The 14,246-nt window shown below is 60.3% G+C and carries 11 protein-coding genes; 7 read left to right on the top strand and 4 right to left on the bottom strand.

The window, feature by feature from the left end:
* Window positions 1–152: 152 nt before the first annotated feature.
* The 4 genes from gyrB to dnaA form a co-directional block, all read right to left on the bottom strand.
* Window positions 153–2,570: a DNA topoisomerase (ATP-hydrolyzing) subunit B gene (gyrB, locus tag BVH03_RS19775; protein WP_075962775.1), complete on the bottom strand. Its 2,418-nt coding sequence runs from the start codon at window positions 2,568–2,570 to the stop codon at window positions 153–155.
* A gap of 3 nt (window positions 2,571–2,573) precedes the next feature.
* Window positions 2,574–3,677 carry a DNA replication/repair protein RecF gene (gene recF, locus BVH03_RS19770; protein WP_075962774.1) on the bottom strand — a complete coding sequence of 368 codons (1,104 nt, stop codon included), beginning with the start codon at window positions 3,675–3,677 and terminating at the stop codon, window positions 2,574–2,576.
* A 136-nt stretch (window positions 3,678–3,813) separates the two neighbouring features.
* Window positions 3,814–4,917, bottom strand: coding sequence for a DNA polymerase III subunit beta (dnaN, locus tag BVH03_RS19765; protein WP_075962773.1), 1,104 nt, complete (start codon window positions 4,915–4,917; stop codon window positions 3,814–3,816).
* 35 nt (window positions 4,918–4,952) lie between these two features.
* Window positions 4,953–6,455, bottom strand: a complete 1,503-nt coding sequence (gene dnaA / locus BVH03_RS19760) for a chromosomal replication initiator protein DnaA (RefSeq protein ID WP_075962780.1) — start codon at window positions 6,453–6,455, stop codon at window positions 4,953–4,955.
* A gap of 522 nt (window positions 6,456–6,977) precedes the next feature.
* On the opposite strand from dnaA, the gene rpmH reads away from it, so the two are divergent.
* From rpmH to rsmG, 7 genes are all read left to right on the top strand, one after another.
* On the top strand, window positions 6,978–7,112 hold the full coding sequence (gene rpmH, locus BVH03_RS19755; RefSeq protein WP_003213577.1) for a 50S ribosomal protein L34: 135 nt from the start codon (window positions 6,978–6,980) through the stop codon (window positions 7,110–7,112).
* Window positions 7,113–7,127: 15 nt separating this feature from the next.
* Window positions 7,128–7,529, top strand: coding sequence for a ribonuclease P protein component (gene rnpA, locus BVH03_RS19750; RefSeq protein WP_177344925.1), 402 nt, complete (start codon window positions 7,128–7,130; stop codon window positions 7,527–7,529).
* Window positions 7,522–7,767: a membrane protein insertion efficiency factor YidD gene (gene yidD / locus BVH03_RS19745; protein WP_075929009.1), complete on the top strand. Its 246-nt coding sequence runs from the start codon at window positions 7,522–7,524 to the stop codon at window positions 7,765–7,767. Before rnpA ends, yidD begins: the two co-directional genes overlap by 8 nt.
* 2 nt (window positions 7,768–7,769) lie before the next feature.
* Window positions 7,770–9,545 (top strand): membrane protein insertase YidC, encoded by a 1,776-nt coding sequence (yidC, locus tag BVH03_RS19740; RefSeq protein WP_075962771.1) that lies wholly within the window; start codon window positions 7,770–7,772, stop codon window positions 9,543–9,545.
* Between the two features lie 75 nt (window positions 9,546–9,620).
* Window positions 9,621–10,988, top strand: a complete 1,368-nt coding sequence (mnmE, locus tag BVH03_RS19735) for a tRNA uridine-5-carboxymethylaminomethyl(34) synthesis GTPase MnmE (RefSeq protein ID WP_075962770.1) — start codon at window positions 9,621–9,623, stop codon at window positions 10,986–10,988.
* 716 nt (window positions 10,989–11,704) lie between these two features.
* On the top strand, window positions 11,705–13,597 hold the full coding sequence (gene mnmG, locus BVH03_RS19730; RefSeq protein WP_075962769.1) for a tRNA uridine-5-carboxymethylaminomethyl(34) synthesis enzyme MnmG: 1,893 nt from the start codon (window positions 11,705–11,707) through the stop codon (window positions 13,595–13,597).
* Complete coding sequence (gene rsmG, locus BVH03_RS19725; protein ID WP_075962768.1) at window positions 13,597–14,241, top strand: 16S rRNA (guanine(527)-N(7))-methyltransferase RsmG; 645 nt, start codon at window positions 13,597–13,599, stop codon at window positions 14,239–14,241. Before mnmG ends, rsmG begins: the two co-directional genes overlap by 1 nt.
* Window positions 14,242–14,246: the final 5 nt, after the last annotated feature.

Raw genomic sequence — 14,246 nt, 5'->3', positions numbered from 1 at the left:
GCTGCTCACCTGAAAGGTTGGTCGCGACCTTTCGAATCGTACAAAAGCAAACGCCCCGAACAATGTCGGGGCGTCTGATGGGATCACTACCTGCATCAGCGAGTTTTCACACGCTCTGGCAAGGCCGGGTTTTTTATGGGTGGCGTGTGCACTCAGACGTCGAGGTTAGACACCGCCAGGGCGTTGGTCTCGATGAAGTCACGACGCGGCTCGACTTCGTCGCCCATCAGGGTGTTGAAGATCTGGTCGGCGGCGATGGCGTCTTCGATGCGCACCTTGAGCATGCGGCGCACTTCTGGATCCATGGTGGTTTCCCACAGCTGATCCGGGTTCATCTCGCCGAGACCTTTGTAGCGCTGGATGCTGTGGCGCTTGGTGCTTTCGGCCATCAGCCAGCTCAGGGCTTCCTTGAAGGTGGTGACCGGTTTCTTGCGCTCGCCACGCTGCACGTAGGCGCCTTCTTCCAGCAGAGTGTTCAGCTGGTCGCCCAGGCTGGTAACGGTCTTGTAATCGTTGCTGGTGAAAAAATCACGGTTGAAGGTGATGTAGCTGGAGTTGCCGTGGGAGATCAGCTCGACCTCGGGCAGCCACAGGTGGCGCTCGGTGTCTTCGCGCAGGCTGGTCTTGTAGGCCAGGCCGGAACGCTCCATGGTCTTCAGGCGGGCATCGAACTTCAGGCGCCAGGCTTCCATGACGTCCTGGTCGGCAAGCATCTCCTGAGTAACGCCTTGCAGGTAGACGAAGTGCTCGGTGATCTCTTCCGGGTACAGGCGCGACAGGCGCTTGAGGGTCTTCATCACCGTCCGGTAGTCACCGACCAGGCGCTGCAGGGACTCGCCGGAGAGGCCAGGGGCCGCTTCGTTGACGTGCAGGCTGGCGTCTTCCAGGGCCGACTGGGTCATGTATTCCTCCATGGCCTCGTCGTCCTTGATGTACTGCTCCTGCTTGCCTTTCTTGACCTTGTACAGCGGTGGCTGGGCGATGTAGATGTAGCCGCGCTCGACCAATTCCGGCAGCTGACGGAAGAAGAAGGTCAGCAGCAGGGTACGGATGTGCGAACCGTCGACGTCAGCATCGGTCATGATGATGATGTTGTGGTAACGCAGCTTGTCGATGTTGTATTCCTCGCGGCCGATGCCACAGCCCAGGGCGGTGATCAGCGTGCCGACCTCCTGGGAGGAAATCATCTTGTCGAAGCGCGCCTTCTCGACGTTGAGGATCTTGCCCTTGAGCGGCAGGATGGCCTGGGTCTTGCGGTTACGGCCCTGCTTGGCAGAACCGCCCGCGGAGTCACCCTCCACGATGTACAGTTCCGAGAGGGCAGGGTCCTTCTCCTGGCAGTCGGCCAGTTTGCCGGGCAGGCCGGCGATATCCAGTGCGCCCTTGCGGCGCGTCATCTCACGGGCCTTGCGCGCCGCCTCACGGGCGCGGGCAGCGTCGATCATCTTGCCGACCACGGCCTTGGCTTCGTTCGGATGCTCGAGCAGGAAGTCGGCGAAGTACTTGCCCATCTCCTGCTCCACCGCGGTTTTCACCTCGGAGGAGACCAGCTTGTCCTTGGTCTGGGAGCTGAACTTGGGATCCGGCACCTTGACGGAGATGATCGCGGTCAGGCCTTCACGGGCGTCATCACCTGTGGTGGACACCTTGTGCTTCTTGGCCAGACCTTCCTGCTCGATGTAGTTGTTCAGGTTACGGGTCAGCGCCGAGCGGAAGCCCGCCAGGTGAGTGCCACCGTCACGCTGCGGGATGTTGTTGGTGAAGCACAGCAGATTCTCGTTGAAGCTGTCGTTCCACTGCAGGGCGACTTCCACACCCACGCCGTCGTCACGCTGGACGTTGAAGTGGAATACCTGGTTCACCGCAGTCTTGTTGACGTTCAGGTACTCGACGAACGCTCGCAGGCCGCCTTCGTATTTGAACAGTTCTTCCTTGGCGGTGCGTTCATCCTTGAGCAGGATGCCGACACCTGAGTTCAGGAACGATAGTTCACGCAGACGCTTGGCGAGGATGTCCCAGCTGAAATGAATGTTGGCGAAAGTGTCTTCGGACGGTTTGAAGTGGATCTGTGTGCCTGTGCCATCGGTATCGCCAACCGCCGCCAGAGGTGCCTGGGGCACGCCGTGGACGTAGGTCTGCTCCCAGATCTTACCGCTACGGCGAATGGTCAGCACCAGCTCCTTGGAGAGGGCATTGACCACGGACACGCCCACGCCGTGCAGGCCGCCGGATACCTTGTAGCTGTTGTCGTCGAACTTACCGCCGGCGTGCAGCACGGTCATGATGACTTCGGCTGCCGAGACGCCTTCTTCCTTGTGCATGTCGACCGGAATACCACGGCCATTGTCGCGCACGCTGATCGACTCATCCGGATGGATGGTGATGGTGATCTCGCTGCAGTAACCAGCCAGGGCTTCGTCGATGGAGTTGTCGACCACCTCGAAGACCATGTGGTGCAGGCCGCTGCCATCGTCGGTGTCACCGATGTACATGCCTGGCCGCTTGCGTACGGCATCCAGGCCTTTCAGTACCTTGATACTGTTGGAGTCGTACGTTTGGTTTTCGCTCATGCCTTACTCCCGGTGGTCGTGGGTCTGGGTGATACGCCCATGTTCCACGTGGAACATGGATACCGGCGTATGCGTTTGCCAGCCATCGCTCAACAATTCGTGGTCTACACAGGTGATGAATACCTGGCAGTTCAAATCTTCCAACAAACGACACAAAGCGCGGCGATGCTGCTCATCCAGTTCTGACGGCAGGTCATCCACCAGATAGATACATTGGCCGCGCTTGGCCTGGTCAACCAAATGCCCCTGAGCGATTCGCAAGGCGCACACCACCAGCTTCTGCTGGCCACGGGAGAGGATATCTGCCGCGTTGTGCGCACCCAGTCTCAACCTGAGATCGGCGCGTTGCGGTCCGGATTGGGTATGCCCAATCTGTTGGTCACGCAACAGCGACGACGTCAGCACTTCACTCAGGGGACGCTCTTTATCCCATCCCCGGTAATAGCTCAGCGTGAGCCCCTGCAGCTCGACCAGCTCACTGAGGGTACGCTCGAAGACGGGCTTCAATTGCTGTATGTAGGATCGCCGATAACTGTCGATTTCATCGCTGGCCAGGCACAACTCGCGATCCCAGGCCGCTTGAGAAACGGCGTCAAGTGTACCACGGCGAAGCCAGGAATTACGCTGCTTGAGGGCCTTCTGCAAGCGCTGCCAGGCGGGCAAAAACCGCTGTTCCACGTGGAACACTCCCCAGTCGAGGAACTGCCGGCGCATCTTCGGCGAGCCTTCCAGCAACCGGAAGCTGTCCGGGTTGATCAGCTGCAATGGCAACGTTTCAGCAAGCTGCGCAGCGCTACGTGCATTCTGCCCGTCAATACGAATCTGGAATTCACCCTGGCGACCCCGCGACACGCCGAGGTTGCTTAGACGCCCGTCATTCAGCTGCACCTGCCCAAACAAGGTACACACCTGCTGCTCATACTGAATCACCGGCAACAGGCGAGCGCTGCGAAAGGAGCGAGCCAGGCCGAGCAGGTGAATGCCCTCAAGCACGCTGGTCTTGCCGCTGCCGTTATCGCCGTACAGGATATTGATACGTGGCGAGGGCAGTAGAGCCGACGGCTCGAGATTGCGAACGGCAGTGAAATTGATGCGGGTCAGGGACATGAACAGACCGAGAGAGAAGGGCAGCGATCACGCCGCCTGAAACGAAATCAGCCTTGGATGTTACGGATCAGAGCTGCATCCGAACACACCAAGGCTGATTATCTGACACTGGGTAGCTGCCGTTCAGCAGCTTGAATCACAGACGCATCGGCATGACGACATAAGCGGAGTCGTCGTTGTCGGCTTCCTGCACCAGCGCACTGCTGTTGGAGTCGGAGAGAATCAGACGCACTTGCTCAGTGGTCATCACGCCCAACACGTCCAGCAGGTAGCTGACGTTGAAACCGATCTCCAGCGAGCTACCGTTGTAATCGACCGCGATTTCTTCTTCCGCTTCTTCCTGCTCCGGGTTGTTGGCCTGAATTTTCAACAGGCCAGCGGCCAGTTGCAGACGGATACCGCGGTACTTTTCGTTGGAAAGAATCGCAGTACGGCTGAAGGCTTCGCGCAGACCTTGACGATCAGCGACTACCAGCTTGTCGCCGCCACGGGGCAGCACACGCTCGTAATCCGGAAACTTGCCGTCGACCAGCTTGGAGGTGAAGGTGAATTCACCGGTGGTGGCACGGATGTGATGCTGGCCCAGGACGATGGACACTTCGCCATCCTGTTCGGTCAGCAGGCGAGCCAGCTCGAGAATACCTTTGCGCGGCACGATGACCTGGTGCTTGCCGTCCTGCTGGATGGTCGCTTCCATGGAGCACATCGCCAGGCGGTGACCGTCAGTGGCGACGGCGCGCAGGATACCGGTCTGCACTTCCAGCAACATGCCGTTGAGGTAGTAGCGCACGTCCTGCTGGGCCATGGCGAAGCTGGTGCGTTCGATCAGGCGGCGCAGTTTGCTCTGGACCAGATTGAAGGTCAGCGAACCCGGGCCTTCCTCGACGGTAGGGAAGTCATTAGCCGGCAGCGTGGACAGCGTGAAACGACTACGACCGGCCTTGACCAGCAGCTTCTGCTCGTCGACACGGACATCGATCAATGCATCGGCGGGCAGGCTCTTGCAGATATCCATCAGTTTGCGCGCCGGCACGGTGATCTCGCCAGGCTCGGCGGCATCTTCCAGGGCCACGCGACCGACCAGCTCGACCTCCAGGTCGGTGCCGGTCAGCGACAGTTGCTGGCCTTCGACGACCAGCAGAACGTTGGACAGAACCGGCAAGGTCTGGCGGCGTTCCACGACGCCGGCGACCAGTTGCAGGGGTTTCAACAGGGCTTCGCGTTGAATGGTGAAGTGCATGGTCTAGTCCCTTGCCTCGTGCATGGAGTTGCGTATCAAGTGGTCAGTGTACGCAGCAGGTTCTTGTAATCCTCGCGGATGTCCGCGTCGGATCCCCTAAGTTCAGCAATCTTACGACAGGCGTGCAACACAGTGGTGTGATCGCGACCGCCGAACGCCACGCCGATTTCCGGCAGGCTGTGGTTGGTCAATTCCTTGGACAACGCCATGGCCACCTGACGCGGCCTGGCGATGGAACGCGAACGACGTTTGGACAGCAGATCGGTGATCTTGATCTTGTAGTACTCGGCCGTGGTGCGCTGGATATTGTCGATGCTCACCAGCTTGTCCTGCAGGGCCAGCAGGTCCTTCAACGACTCTCGGATCAGCTCGATGGTGATGTCGCGGCCCATGAAGTGCGAATGGGCGATGACCCGCTTCAACGCGCCTTCCAGCTCACGTACGTTGGAGCGGATACGCTGGGCGATGAAGAACGCCGCATCGTGAGGCAGGTCGACCTTGGCCTGATCGGCCTTCTTCATCAGGATCGCCACGCGCGTTTCCAGCTCGGGCGGCTCGACCGCCACGGTCAGGCCCCAGCCGAAGCGCGACTTGAGGCGCTCTTCCAGACCTTCGATTTCCTTCGGGTAGCGGTCGCTGGTAAGAATCACCTGCTGGCCGCCCTCGAGCAAGGCGTTGAAGGTGTGGAAAAACTCTTCCTGGGAGCGCTCTTTCTTGGCGAAGAACTGGATGTCATCGATCAGCAGCGCATCCACCGAACGGTAGAAACGCTTGAACTCATTGATGGCATTCAACTGCAACGCCTTGACCATGTCGGCCACGAAACGCTCGGAGTGCAGGTACACGACCTTGGCGTTCGGGTTCTTCGCCAGCAGATGGTTACCGACCGCATGCATCAGGTGCGTCTTGCCGAGGCCGACGCCGCCATAAAGGAAGAGCGGGTTGTAACCGTGCTTGGGGTTGTCCGCCACCTGCCAGGCAGCGGCACGGGCCAGCTGGTTCGACTTGCCCTCGACGAAATTGTCGAAGGTGAAGGTACGATTCAGGTAGCTGGTGTGCTTGAGGCCACCTTCTACTTGCACGTTCCGCTCTGTGCGCGCCGGCGCCGCGACAGGCGTCGCGCCGGCCATGGAATCGAAGCTGGCCCGCGACGGCTCGGCCTGCACCGGCAGCTTGGCCGGTGGAGCACTGACCTGAGGCGTAGGCGCAGCAGGTGCGGGCGCGGAGGGCGACGGACTGTTATAGCTGGAGGCCGATGGCGAGGGCGTCAGCACGGCACGCGGCGCCGAACTGCGGCGACTGCCGATCAGCAGCGAAATCGCCGGCACCAGACCGGTGGCTCGCTCACCGAGGAGCTCGAGCATACGGCCCATGTACTTTTCGTTGACCCAGTCGAGAACGAAACGATTCGGTGCGTAGACACGCAGCTCGTCGCCTTCGGCTTCTACCTGTAATGGACGGATCCAGGTGTTGAATTGCTGGGCAGGCAGTTCATCGCGCAAGAGTTCCACGCACTGCTGCCAAAGTTCCACGGACACGGACATCCCCTGATTGAAAGCGCTGAGGCAAAAACAGCGCTTATTGTAGCTTCATGAGGTGGAGTTATCCACATAGGAAGACCAATCACTGCATGTTAAATCAAGGTGTTAGGCAGTTTGCCACGTGTCGGAAATGGCGCGACTGTACTCTGTGGATAACGCCCTGTGAGCAGGGTTGAAAAGCCTGGGTAAAACTACATGGATATCTGCCCTGTGGGTAAATAACCATTTCATCCCCAGGCGATACCCAGCGCGCCAACAGGTGCAACACCGGTTTATGACAGACTTTTGAATCTCGCCAGAGGCCTGGGTAGCTGGCCTGGATCATCTTATCCACAGATAAGGCCGAGCTCATTTATAAAAAACAAAACAAGCCTTTCTAAAAAGATTCCTTCCTTTATATTTCTCAATCTGCAAAACAACTGGTTGGAAATTGACCTGGCCTGCGGCTTTCTCTAGAATCGCCGGTCTCTTAAAACGGGGACCATTCCGGTCCGTTGTCGACAACCAGGTAACCGCATCATGAAACGCACTTTCCAACCCAGCACCATCAAACGCGCTCGTACCCACGGCTTCCGTGCTCGCATGGCTACCAAGAACGGCCGTGCCGTCCTGTCGCGTCGTCGCGCCAAGGGCCGCGCTCGTCTCGCAGTCTGATTTTCCAGTCTTGTGGTGAGTCGAGGCTTCGGCCGGGAGAAGCGCCTGCTCACTCCCCGGCAATTCAAGGCAGTCTTCGACTCTCCAAGCGGCAAAGCGCCGGGCAAGAGTGTCCTGCTGCTTGCGCGCAACAATGAGCTTGATCATTCACGCCTAGGTCTGGTGATCGGCAAGAAGAGCGTCAAGCTCTCCGTTGAGCGCAACCGCCTGAAACGCCAGATCCGCGAATCGTTCCGCCTCAATCAGGACAACCTGGTGGGCTGGGACATCGTGGTGGTCGCGCGTAAGGGTCTGGGTGATCTGCAGAACGCCGAGCTGGCTCAACAGTTCGGCAAATTGTGGAAGCGCCTGGCTCGCAGCAAACCTGCCCAACAGGCCAATGCCCAGATCGGGGTGAACGACAATCCCCATGCGTAAACTGGTTCAAGCTCCAATCCGGTTTTACCAGTACGCCATCAGTCCGATGATGGCCAGTCATTGTCGTTTCTACCCCTCTTGTTCCTGCTACGCGCTTGAAGCCATCGAAACCCATGGCGTCCTGCGTGGTGGCTGGCTGACCGTTCGTCGTCTGGGACGCTGCCACCCCTGGCATCCCGGAGGCTACGATCCGGTGCCCCTCGCGAAACACTCCCGTTCCTCTTCGATGGCCGAATAATCATGGATATCAAACGTACGATCCTGATCGTCGCCCTGGCAGTCGTGTCCTACATGATGGTTCTTCAATGGAACCAGGACTACGGCCAGGCCGCTCTGCCGAATCAGGCCGCTTCGACCAGCAAACCCGCACCGAGTCTGCCGGAAACCGCTTCGGCGGCGGCCAGCAATGATGATGTGCCGACCGCCAATGCCGGCAACCCCGAGCCAAGCCCGGTGGAAACCGTTGCGGTTAGCGACGAGCTGATTCAGGTCAAGACCGACGTACTGAACCTGGCCATCGATCCCCGTGGTGGTGACGTGGTCAGTCTGAGCTTGCCGCACTACCCGCGTCGCCAGGACCGCCCGGACGTTCCGTTTCAGCTGTTCGACAACGGCAACGAGCACCTGTATCTGGCCCAGAGCGGCCTGACCGGCGCCAACGGCCCGGACGCCCGCGCCGGTGGCCGCCCGCTGTACAGCAGCGAACAGCGCGTTTACCAGCTGGCTGACGGCCAGGACCAACTGGTAGTCGATCTGAAATTCAGCGATGCCGGCGTCAATTACACCAAGCGCTTCACCTTCCACCGTGGCCTGGACACCAGCTGCTCGGCCAAGGAAGTGGAGCAGAAGAAAACCGGTTGCATCACCGGTAATGGCTACGAGATCGGCGTTACCTACCTGATCGACAACCAGAGCGCCAATGCCTGGACCGGTAACCTGTTCGCCCAGCTCAAGCGCGACAACAGTGGTGACCCGTCCTCCAGCACCGCTACCGGTACTGCCACCTACCTGGGCGCCGCGCTGTGGACCCCAGAGAAGCCGTACACCAAGGTGTCGATGAAAGACATCGACAAGCAGGACGAAAAGCGCCGCGAAGGAAACACCAACGCTTGGTACAAAGTAACTGTGGAAGGCGGCTGGGTCGCCTGGCTGCAGCACTATTTCGTGACTGCCTGGATTCCGGCCAAGGACGACACCAACCTGGTGCAAACTCGCAAGGATAGCCAGGGCAATTACATCATCGGCTACACCGGCCCTGCGCTGAGCGTGCCGGCTGGTGCGGAAGGCCAGACCAGCACCACGCTGTACGCGGGCCCCAAGATCCAGAAGGATCTGGCCGCGCTGTCGCCAGGCCTGGACAAGACCGTCGACTACGGCATCCTGTGGTTCCTCGCCGAGCCGATCTTCTGGCTGCTGGAACATATCCACAACCTGCTGGGTAACTGGGGCTTCTCGATCATCGTGCTGACGCTGATCATCAAGCTCGCGTTCTTCCCGCTGTCGGCTGCCAGCTACCGCTCCATGGCGCGCATGCGTGCCGTCTCGCCGCGCCTGCAGGCGCTGAAAGAGCAGTTCGGTGATGATCGCCAGAAGATGTCCCAGGCGATGATGGAGCTGTACAAGAAAGAGAAGATCAACCCGCTGGGCGGCTGCTTGCCGATCCTCGTGCAGATGCCAGTGTTCCTGGCCCTGTACTGGGTGCTGCTGGAGTCCGTCGAGATGCGTCAGGCACCGTGGATTCTGTGGATCACCGACCTGTCCATCAAGGATCCGTTCTTCATCCTGCCGATCATCATGGGTGCCACCATGTTCATCCAGCAACAGCTGAACCCGACGCCGCCGGACCCCATGCAGGCTCGCGTGATGAAGATGATGCCGATCATCTTCACCTTCTTCTTCCTGTGGTTCCCGGCTGGTCTGGTGCTGTACTGGGTGGTCAACAACGTCCTGTCCATCGCCCAGCAGTGGTACATTACCCGCAAGATCGAAGCCGCGAACAAGCCTTCCGAGGCCTAAGCGTTCGCGCTTCACCCGCTACATGACAGACGCCCCCTCGAGGGGCGTTCTGCTATCCAGCGTTTGGAGAATGCTATGTCCACCCCCCGTGAAACCATCGCCGCCGTCGCCACCGCCCAGGGTCGTGGCGGGGTCGGTATCGTCAGAGTCTCCGGCCCACGCGCACGGATGATCGCCATCACCCTGAGCGGCATCGAGCCCAAGCCACGCCATGCTCATCACGGCGCCTGGCATGACGATGCCGGCGAGGTAATCGACGAAGGCCTGCTGCTGTTCTTCCCCGGCCCCCATTCGTTCACGGGCGAAGACGTGCTCGAGCTGCAGGGCCACGGTGGCCCCGTAGTGCTGGACATGCTCCTGCAGCGCTGCCTGGAGCTGGGTGCCCGCCAAGCGCGCCCGGGTGAATTCAGCGAGCGGGCATTCCTCAACGACAAGCTCGACCTGGCCCAGGCGGAAGCGATTGCCGACCTGATCGAGGCCAGTTCGGCCGAGGCAGCACGTAATGCCGTGCGCTCGCTGCAGGGCGAGTTCTCCCGGCGCGTGCACGAACTGACCGAGCGGCTGATTGCCCTGCGGATCTATGTCGAAGCGGCGATCGACTTTCCGGAAGAGGAGATCGACTTTCTGGCCGACGGCCACGTCCTCAGCCTGCTCGAAGGCGTGCGCGAACAGTTATCCACAGTCCTGCGCGAAGCCGGGCAGGGTGCCTTGCTGCGTGACGGCATGACGGTGGTCATCGCCGGCCGACCGAATGCCGGCAAGTCCAGCCTGCTCAATGCCCTGGCCGGCCGTGAGGCCGCCATCGTCACCGATATCGCCGGCACCACCCGTGACGTGCTGCGCGAACATATCCACATCGACGGCATGCCGCTGCATGTGGTCGATACCGCCGGGTTGCGTGATACCGACGATCAGGTCGAACGTATCGGTGTGGAGCGAGCGCTCAAGGCCATTGGCGAAGCGGATCGCGTCTTGCTGGTGGTCGACTCGACGGCGCCGGAAGCTGCCGATCCCTTTGCCTTGTGGCCCGAGTTTCTGCAGCAACGGCCAGACATGGGCCGAGTTACCCTGATTCGCAACAAGGCAGACCTATCCGGCGAGCCAGTGGCGCTGCACACCGCCGCCGATGGCCAAGCCAGCCTGGCGCTTTGCGCCAAGTCCAGTGAAGGTCTGGAACTGCTGCGTGAACACCTGAAGGCCTGCATGGGCTTCCAGCAAACCGCTGAGAGCGGCTTCAGCGCCCGCCGCCGTCACCTCGACGCCCTCCATCAGGCGCAACGCCATCTCGACCACGGCCACACCCAGCTGACCCTTGCCGGCGCCGGAGAGCTGCTCGCCGAGGACTTGCGCCAGGCTCAACAAGCCCTGGGCGAAATCACCGGGGCATTCAGCTCGGATGACCTGTTGGGACGGATCTTCTCCAGCTTCTGCATCGGCAAATAGCTCACCACCATCCTTTGTGGATAACCGGTTCCCCAGTACTTAAGCCGCTGTTGTCAGAAATCCCTCACAGCCCAACCGATAGCGGCCTGATATCCAAGGCCGCCCCATTCTCTCTTCAACGTCCAGAAACACGCCAGGCGTGCGGTAGCGGCTGCCCGCAATTCGTGTATGGCCCGGCCTTTTATCCACAGAACTGATTGCATTTGAGCGTTCTTGCGGATTTCACCCGCGCAGGTGTGCCTGTAAAGGGTCTTGCAGAACCTTACACAGCAAAAATAAGCCCTGTGGAAAAGCCTGCCTGAGCCTTGCCGATAACCCGGTGACTAAGCCAGGGATAAACACCCCTGTGAATAACCTGCACTTTTACACACAGGGTGCTCACTGCCATCGCACACGGGCCGCCCAGGATAATCGCGCTTTCATACATCGCTGTACATCCGATGAATAGTGGCCTCTAGCAATCTATCCACAGATGTCGGCGACACCATTTATAAACATAAAAACAAGCCTTTTAAAAAAATCATTCTTTTTTCTTTATTTACCTCCGAGCTCTGCACAACGTCTCGATGAGAGACCTCCCACAGGCAAAGGCTCACTCCCAAGGCAAGGACCAGTTGGCTATTTTTTGTGCAAAAGGCTTCTTTCAGCTGGGCTAAATCCCTATACTTGCCGCCCTTTCCTAAAAGCTCCCTTTCTCAACAGGCACGAGGTGCGTGGTGGATTTCCCTTCCCGTTTTCAAGTGATCGTCATCGGCGGCGGTCATGCCGGTACCGAGGCTGCGCTTGCAGCGGCGCGCATGGGCGTCAAAACCCTGCTGCTGACCCATAACGTGGAAACCCTCGGGCAGATGAGCTGCAACCCCGCCATTGGCGGGATCGGCAAGAGCCACCTGGTCAAGGAAATCGACGCCCTCGGCGGCGCCATGGCGACCGCTACCGATCTGGGGGGCATTCAGTTCCGCGTGCTCAATAGCCGCAAGGGCCCGGCAGTGCGTGCGACTCGCGCCCAGGCTGACCGCCTTCTGTACAAGGCGGCAGTACGTGAGATTCTCGAAAACCAACCCAACCTGTGGATATTCCAGCAGGCCGCCGATGACCTGATCGTCGAGCAGGATGAAGTCAAAGGCGTGGTCACTCAGATGGGGCTGCGTTTTTTCGCCGACTCCGTGGTACTGACCACCGGCACCTTCCTCGGCGGACTTATCCACATCGGCTTGCAGAACTATTCCGGCGGCCGTGCAGGGGATCCACCCTCGATCGCCCTGGCCAAGCGCCTGCGTGAATTGCCGCTGCGCGTCGGTCGCCTGAAGACCGGCACGCCGCCACGCATTGACGGTCGTTCGGTGGACTTCACCCAGATGACCGAACAGCCAGGCGATACACCTATTCCGGTGATGTCGTTCATGGGCAACAAGGAGCAGCATCCACGCCAGGTGAGTTGCTGGATCACCCACACCAATGCGCGCACCCACGAGATCATCGCTGCGAACCTCGACCGCTCGCCGATGTACTCCGGGGTGATCGAAGGCGTGGGCCCGCGGTATTGCCCGTCGATCGAGGACAAGATCCACCGCTTCGCCGAGAAGGACAGCCACCAGGTGTTCATCGAGCCGGAAGGCCTGACCACCCATGAGCTGTACCCCAACGGGATTTCGACGTCCCTGCCGTTCGATGTTCAGTTGCAGATCGTGCAGAGCATCCGCGGTATGGAGAATGCGCATATCGTGCGCCCGGGCTACGCCATCGAATACGACTACTTCGACCCCCGTGACCTGAAGTACAGCCTCGAGACCAAGGTCATCGCTGGCCTGTTCTTCGCCGGCCAGATCAACGGCACCACCGGTTACGAAGAAGCCGGCGCTCAAGGCTTGCTCGCCGGCGCCAACGCCGCGCTGCGCGCCCAGGACAAAGAGGCATGGTGCCCGCGCCGTGACGAGGCTTACATCGGCGTGCTGGTCGACGACCTGATCACCTTGGGTACCCAGGAGCCGTACCGCATGTTCACTTCGCGGGCCGAGTACCGGTTGATCCTGCGTGAAGACAACGCCGACTTGCGCCTGACCGAGAAAGGCCGCGAGCTGGGACTGGTCGACGACCGGCGTTGGGCGGCGTTCGAAGCCAAGCGCGAAGGCATCGCCCGGGAAGAGCAGCGCCTGAAAAGTACCTGGTTGCGCCCGAACACGCCTCAGGGCGAGGCCATCGTCGAGCGCTTCGGCACGCCGCTGACCCACGAGTACAACCTGCTCAACCTGCTGTCGCGGCCGGAAATCGATTATGCCGGCCTGGTCGAGGTGACCGGCGAAGGCGCCGAGGATCCCCAGGTCGCCGAGCAGGTCGAGATCAGGACCAAGTACGCCGGCTACATCGAGCGTCAGCAGGACGAGATCGCCCGCCTGCGCGCCAGTGAGGAAACCGAGCTGCCTGTGGATATCGACTACGCGACCATTTCCGGGTTGTCCAAGGAAATCCAGCACAAACTCGGCAACGCGCGACCGCAGACCCTCGGTCAGGCCTCGCGGATTCCAGGCGTCACCCCGGCAGCCATCTCGCTGCTGCTGATCCACCTGAAAAAACGCGGCGCTGGTCGCCAGCTGGAGCAGAGCGCCTGATGTCCGTTACCGCTCGCCACGCCGAAGAACTGCAACAAGGCGCCCGTGAACTGGGCGTCGAGTTGACCGATCAGCAGCAGACGCAGCTGCTCGGTTATCTGGCGCTGCTGATCAAGTGGAACAAGGCCTACAACCTGACCGCCGTGCGCGATCCGGACGAGATGGTGTCGCGGCATCTGCTCGACAGCCTCAGCGTGGTGCCCTTCGTCGCCGAGGCTGGGGATAACTGGCTGGACGTCGGCAGTGGCGGCGGGATGCCGGGCATTCCATTGGCTATCCTGTTTCCCGAGCGGCGCTTCACGCTGCTCGATTCCAACGGCAAGAAGACGCGCTTCCTCACGCAGGTGAAGCTCGAGCTCAAGCTGAGCAATCTCGATGTTATCCACAGCCGCGTCGAGGCATTCACGCCCGAGCAGCCGTTCAGCGGTATCTGCTCGCGGGCGTTCAGCTCGCTGGAAGATTTCTCCAACTGGACGCGCCAACTGGGCGATGGCCACACCCAGTGGCTGGCCATGAAAGGCGTGCACCCGGACGATGAGCTGCAGGCGCTGCCGGCGGACTTCCGTCTCACCGCCACCCACGTGCTCAAGGTTCCCGGTTGCCAAGGCCAGCGCCATCTGTTGATACTGCGTCGCTCGGTTTAAGGGGA

The organism is Pseudomonas sp. PA15(2017) (assembly GCF_001945395.1).
Taxonomy (GTDB): Bacteria; Pseudomonadota; Gammaproteobacteria; order Pseudomonadales; family Pseudomonadaceae; genus Aquipseudomonas.
Note: the sequence above shows the minus strand (reverse complement) of the source record. Positions and strands in the feature narration are given on the sequence as shown.

Excerpts from the sequence above, each read along its gene's own strand:
- recF (WP_075962774.1), bottom strand. The coding sequence starts at position 3,677 with ATGTCCCTGACCCGCATCAATTTCACTGCCGTTCGCAATCTCGAGCCG.
- yidC (WP_075962771.1), top strand. The coding sequence starts at position 7,770 with ATGGATATCAAACGTACGATCCTGATCGTCGCCCTGGCAGTCGTGTCC.
- rpmH (WP_003213577.1), top strand. The coding sequence starts at position 6,978 with ATGAAACGCACTTTCCAACCCAGCACCATCAAACGCGCTCGTACCCAC.
- dnaN (WP_075962773.1), bottom strand. The coding sequence starts at position 4,917 with ATGCACTTCACCATTCAACGCGAAGCCCTGTTGAAACCCCTGCAACTG.
- gyrB (WP_075962775.1), bottom strand. The coding sequence starts at position 2,570 with ATGAGCGAAAACCAAACGTACGACTCCAACAGTATCAAGGTACTGAAA.
- yidD (WP_075929009.1), top strand. The coding sequence starts at position 7,522 with ATGCGTAAACTGGTTCAAGCTCCAATCCGGTTTTACCAGTACGCCATC.
- mnmE (WP_075962770.1), top strand. The coding sequence starts at position 9,621 with ATGTCCACCCCCCGTGAAACCATCGCCGCCGTCGCCACCGCCCAGGGT.
- rsmG (WP_075962768.1), top strand. The coding sequence starts at position 13,597 with ATGTCCGTTACCGCTCGCCACGCCGAAGAACTGCAACAAGGCGCCCGT.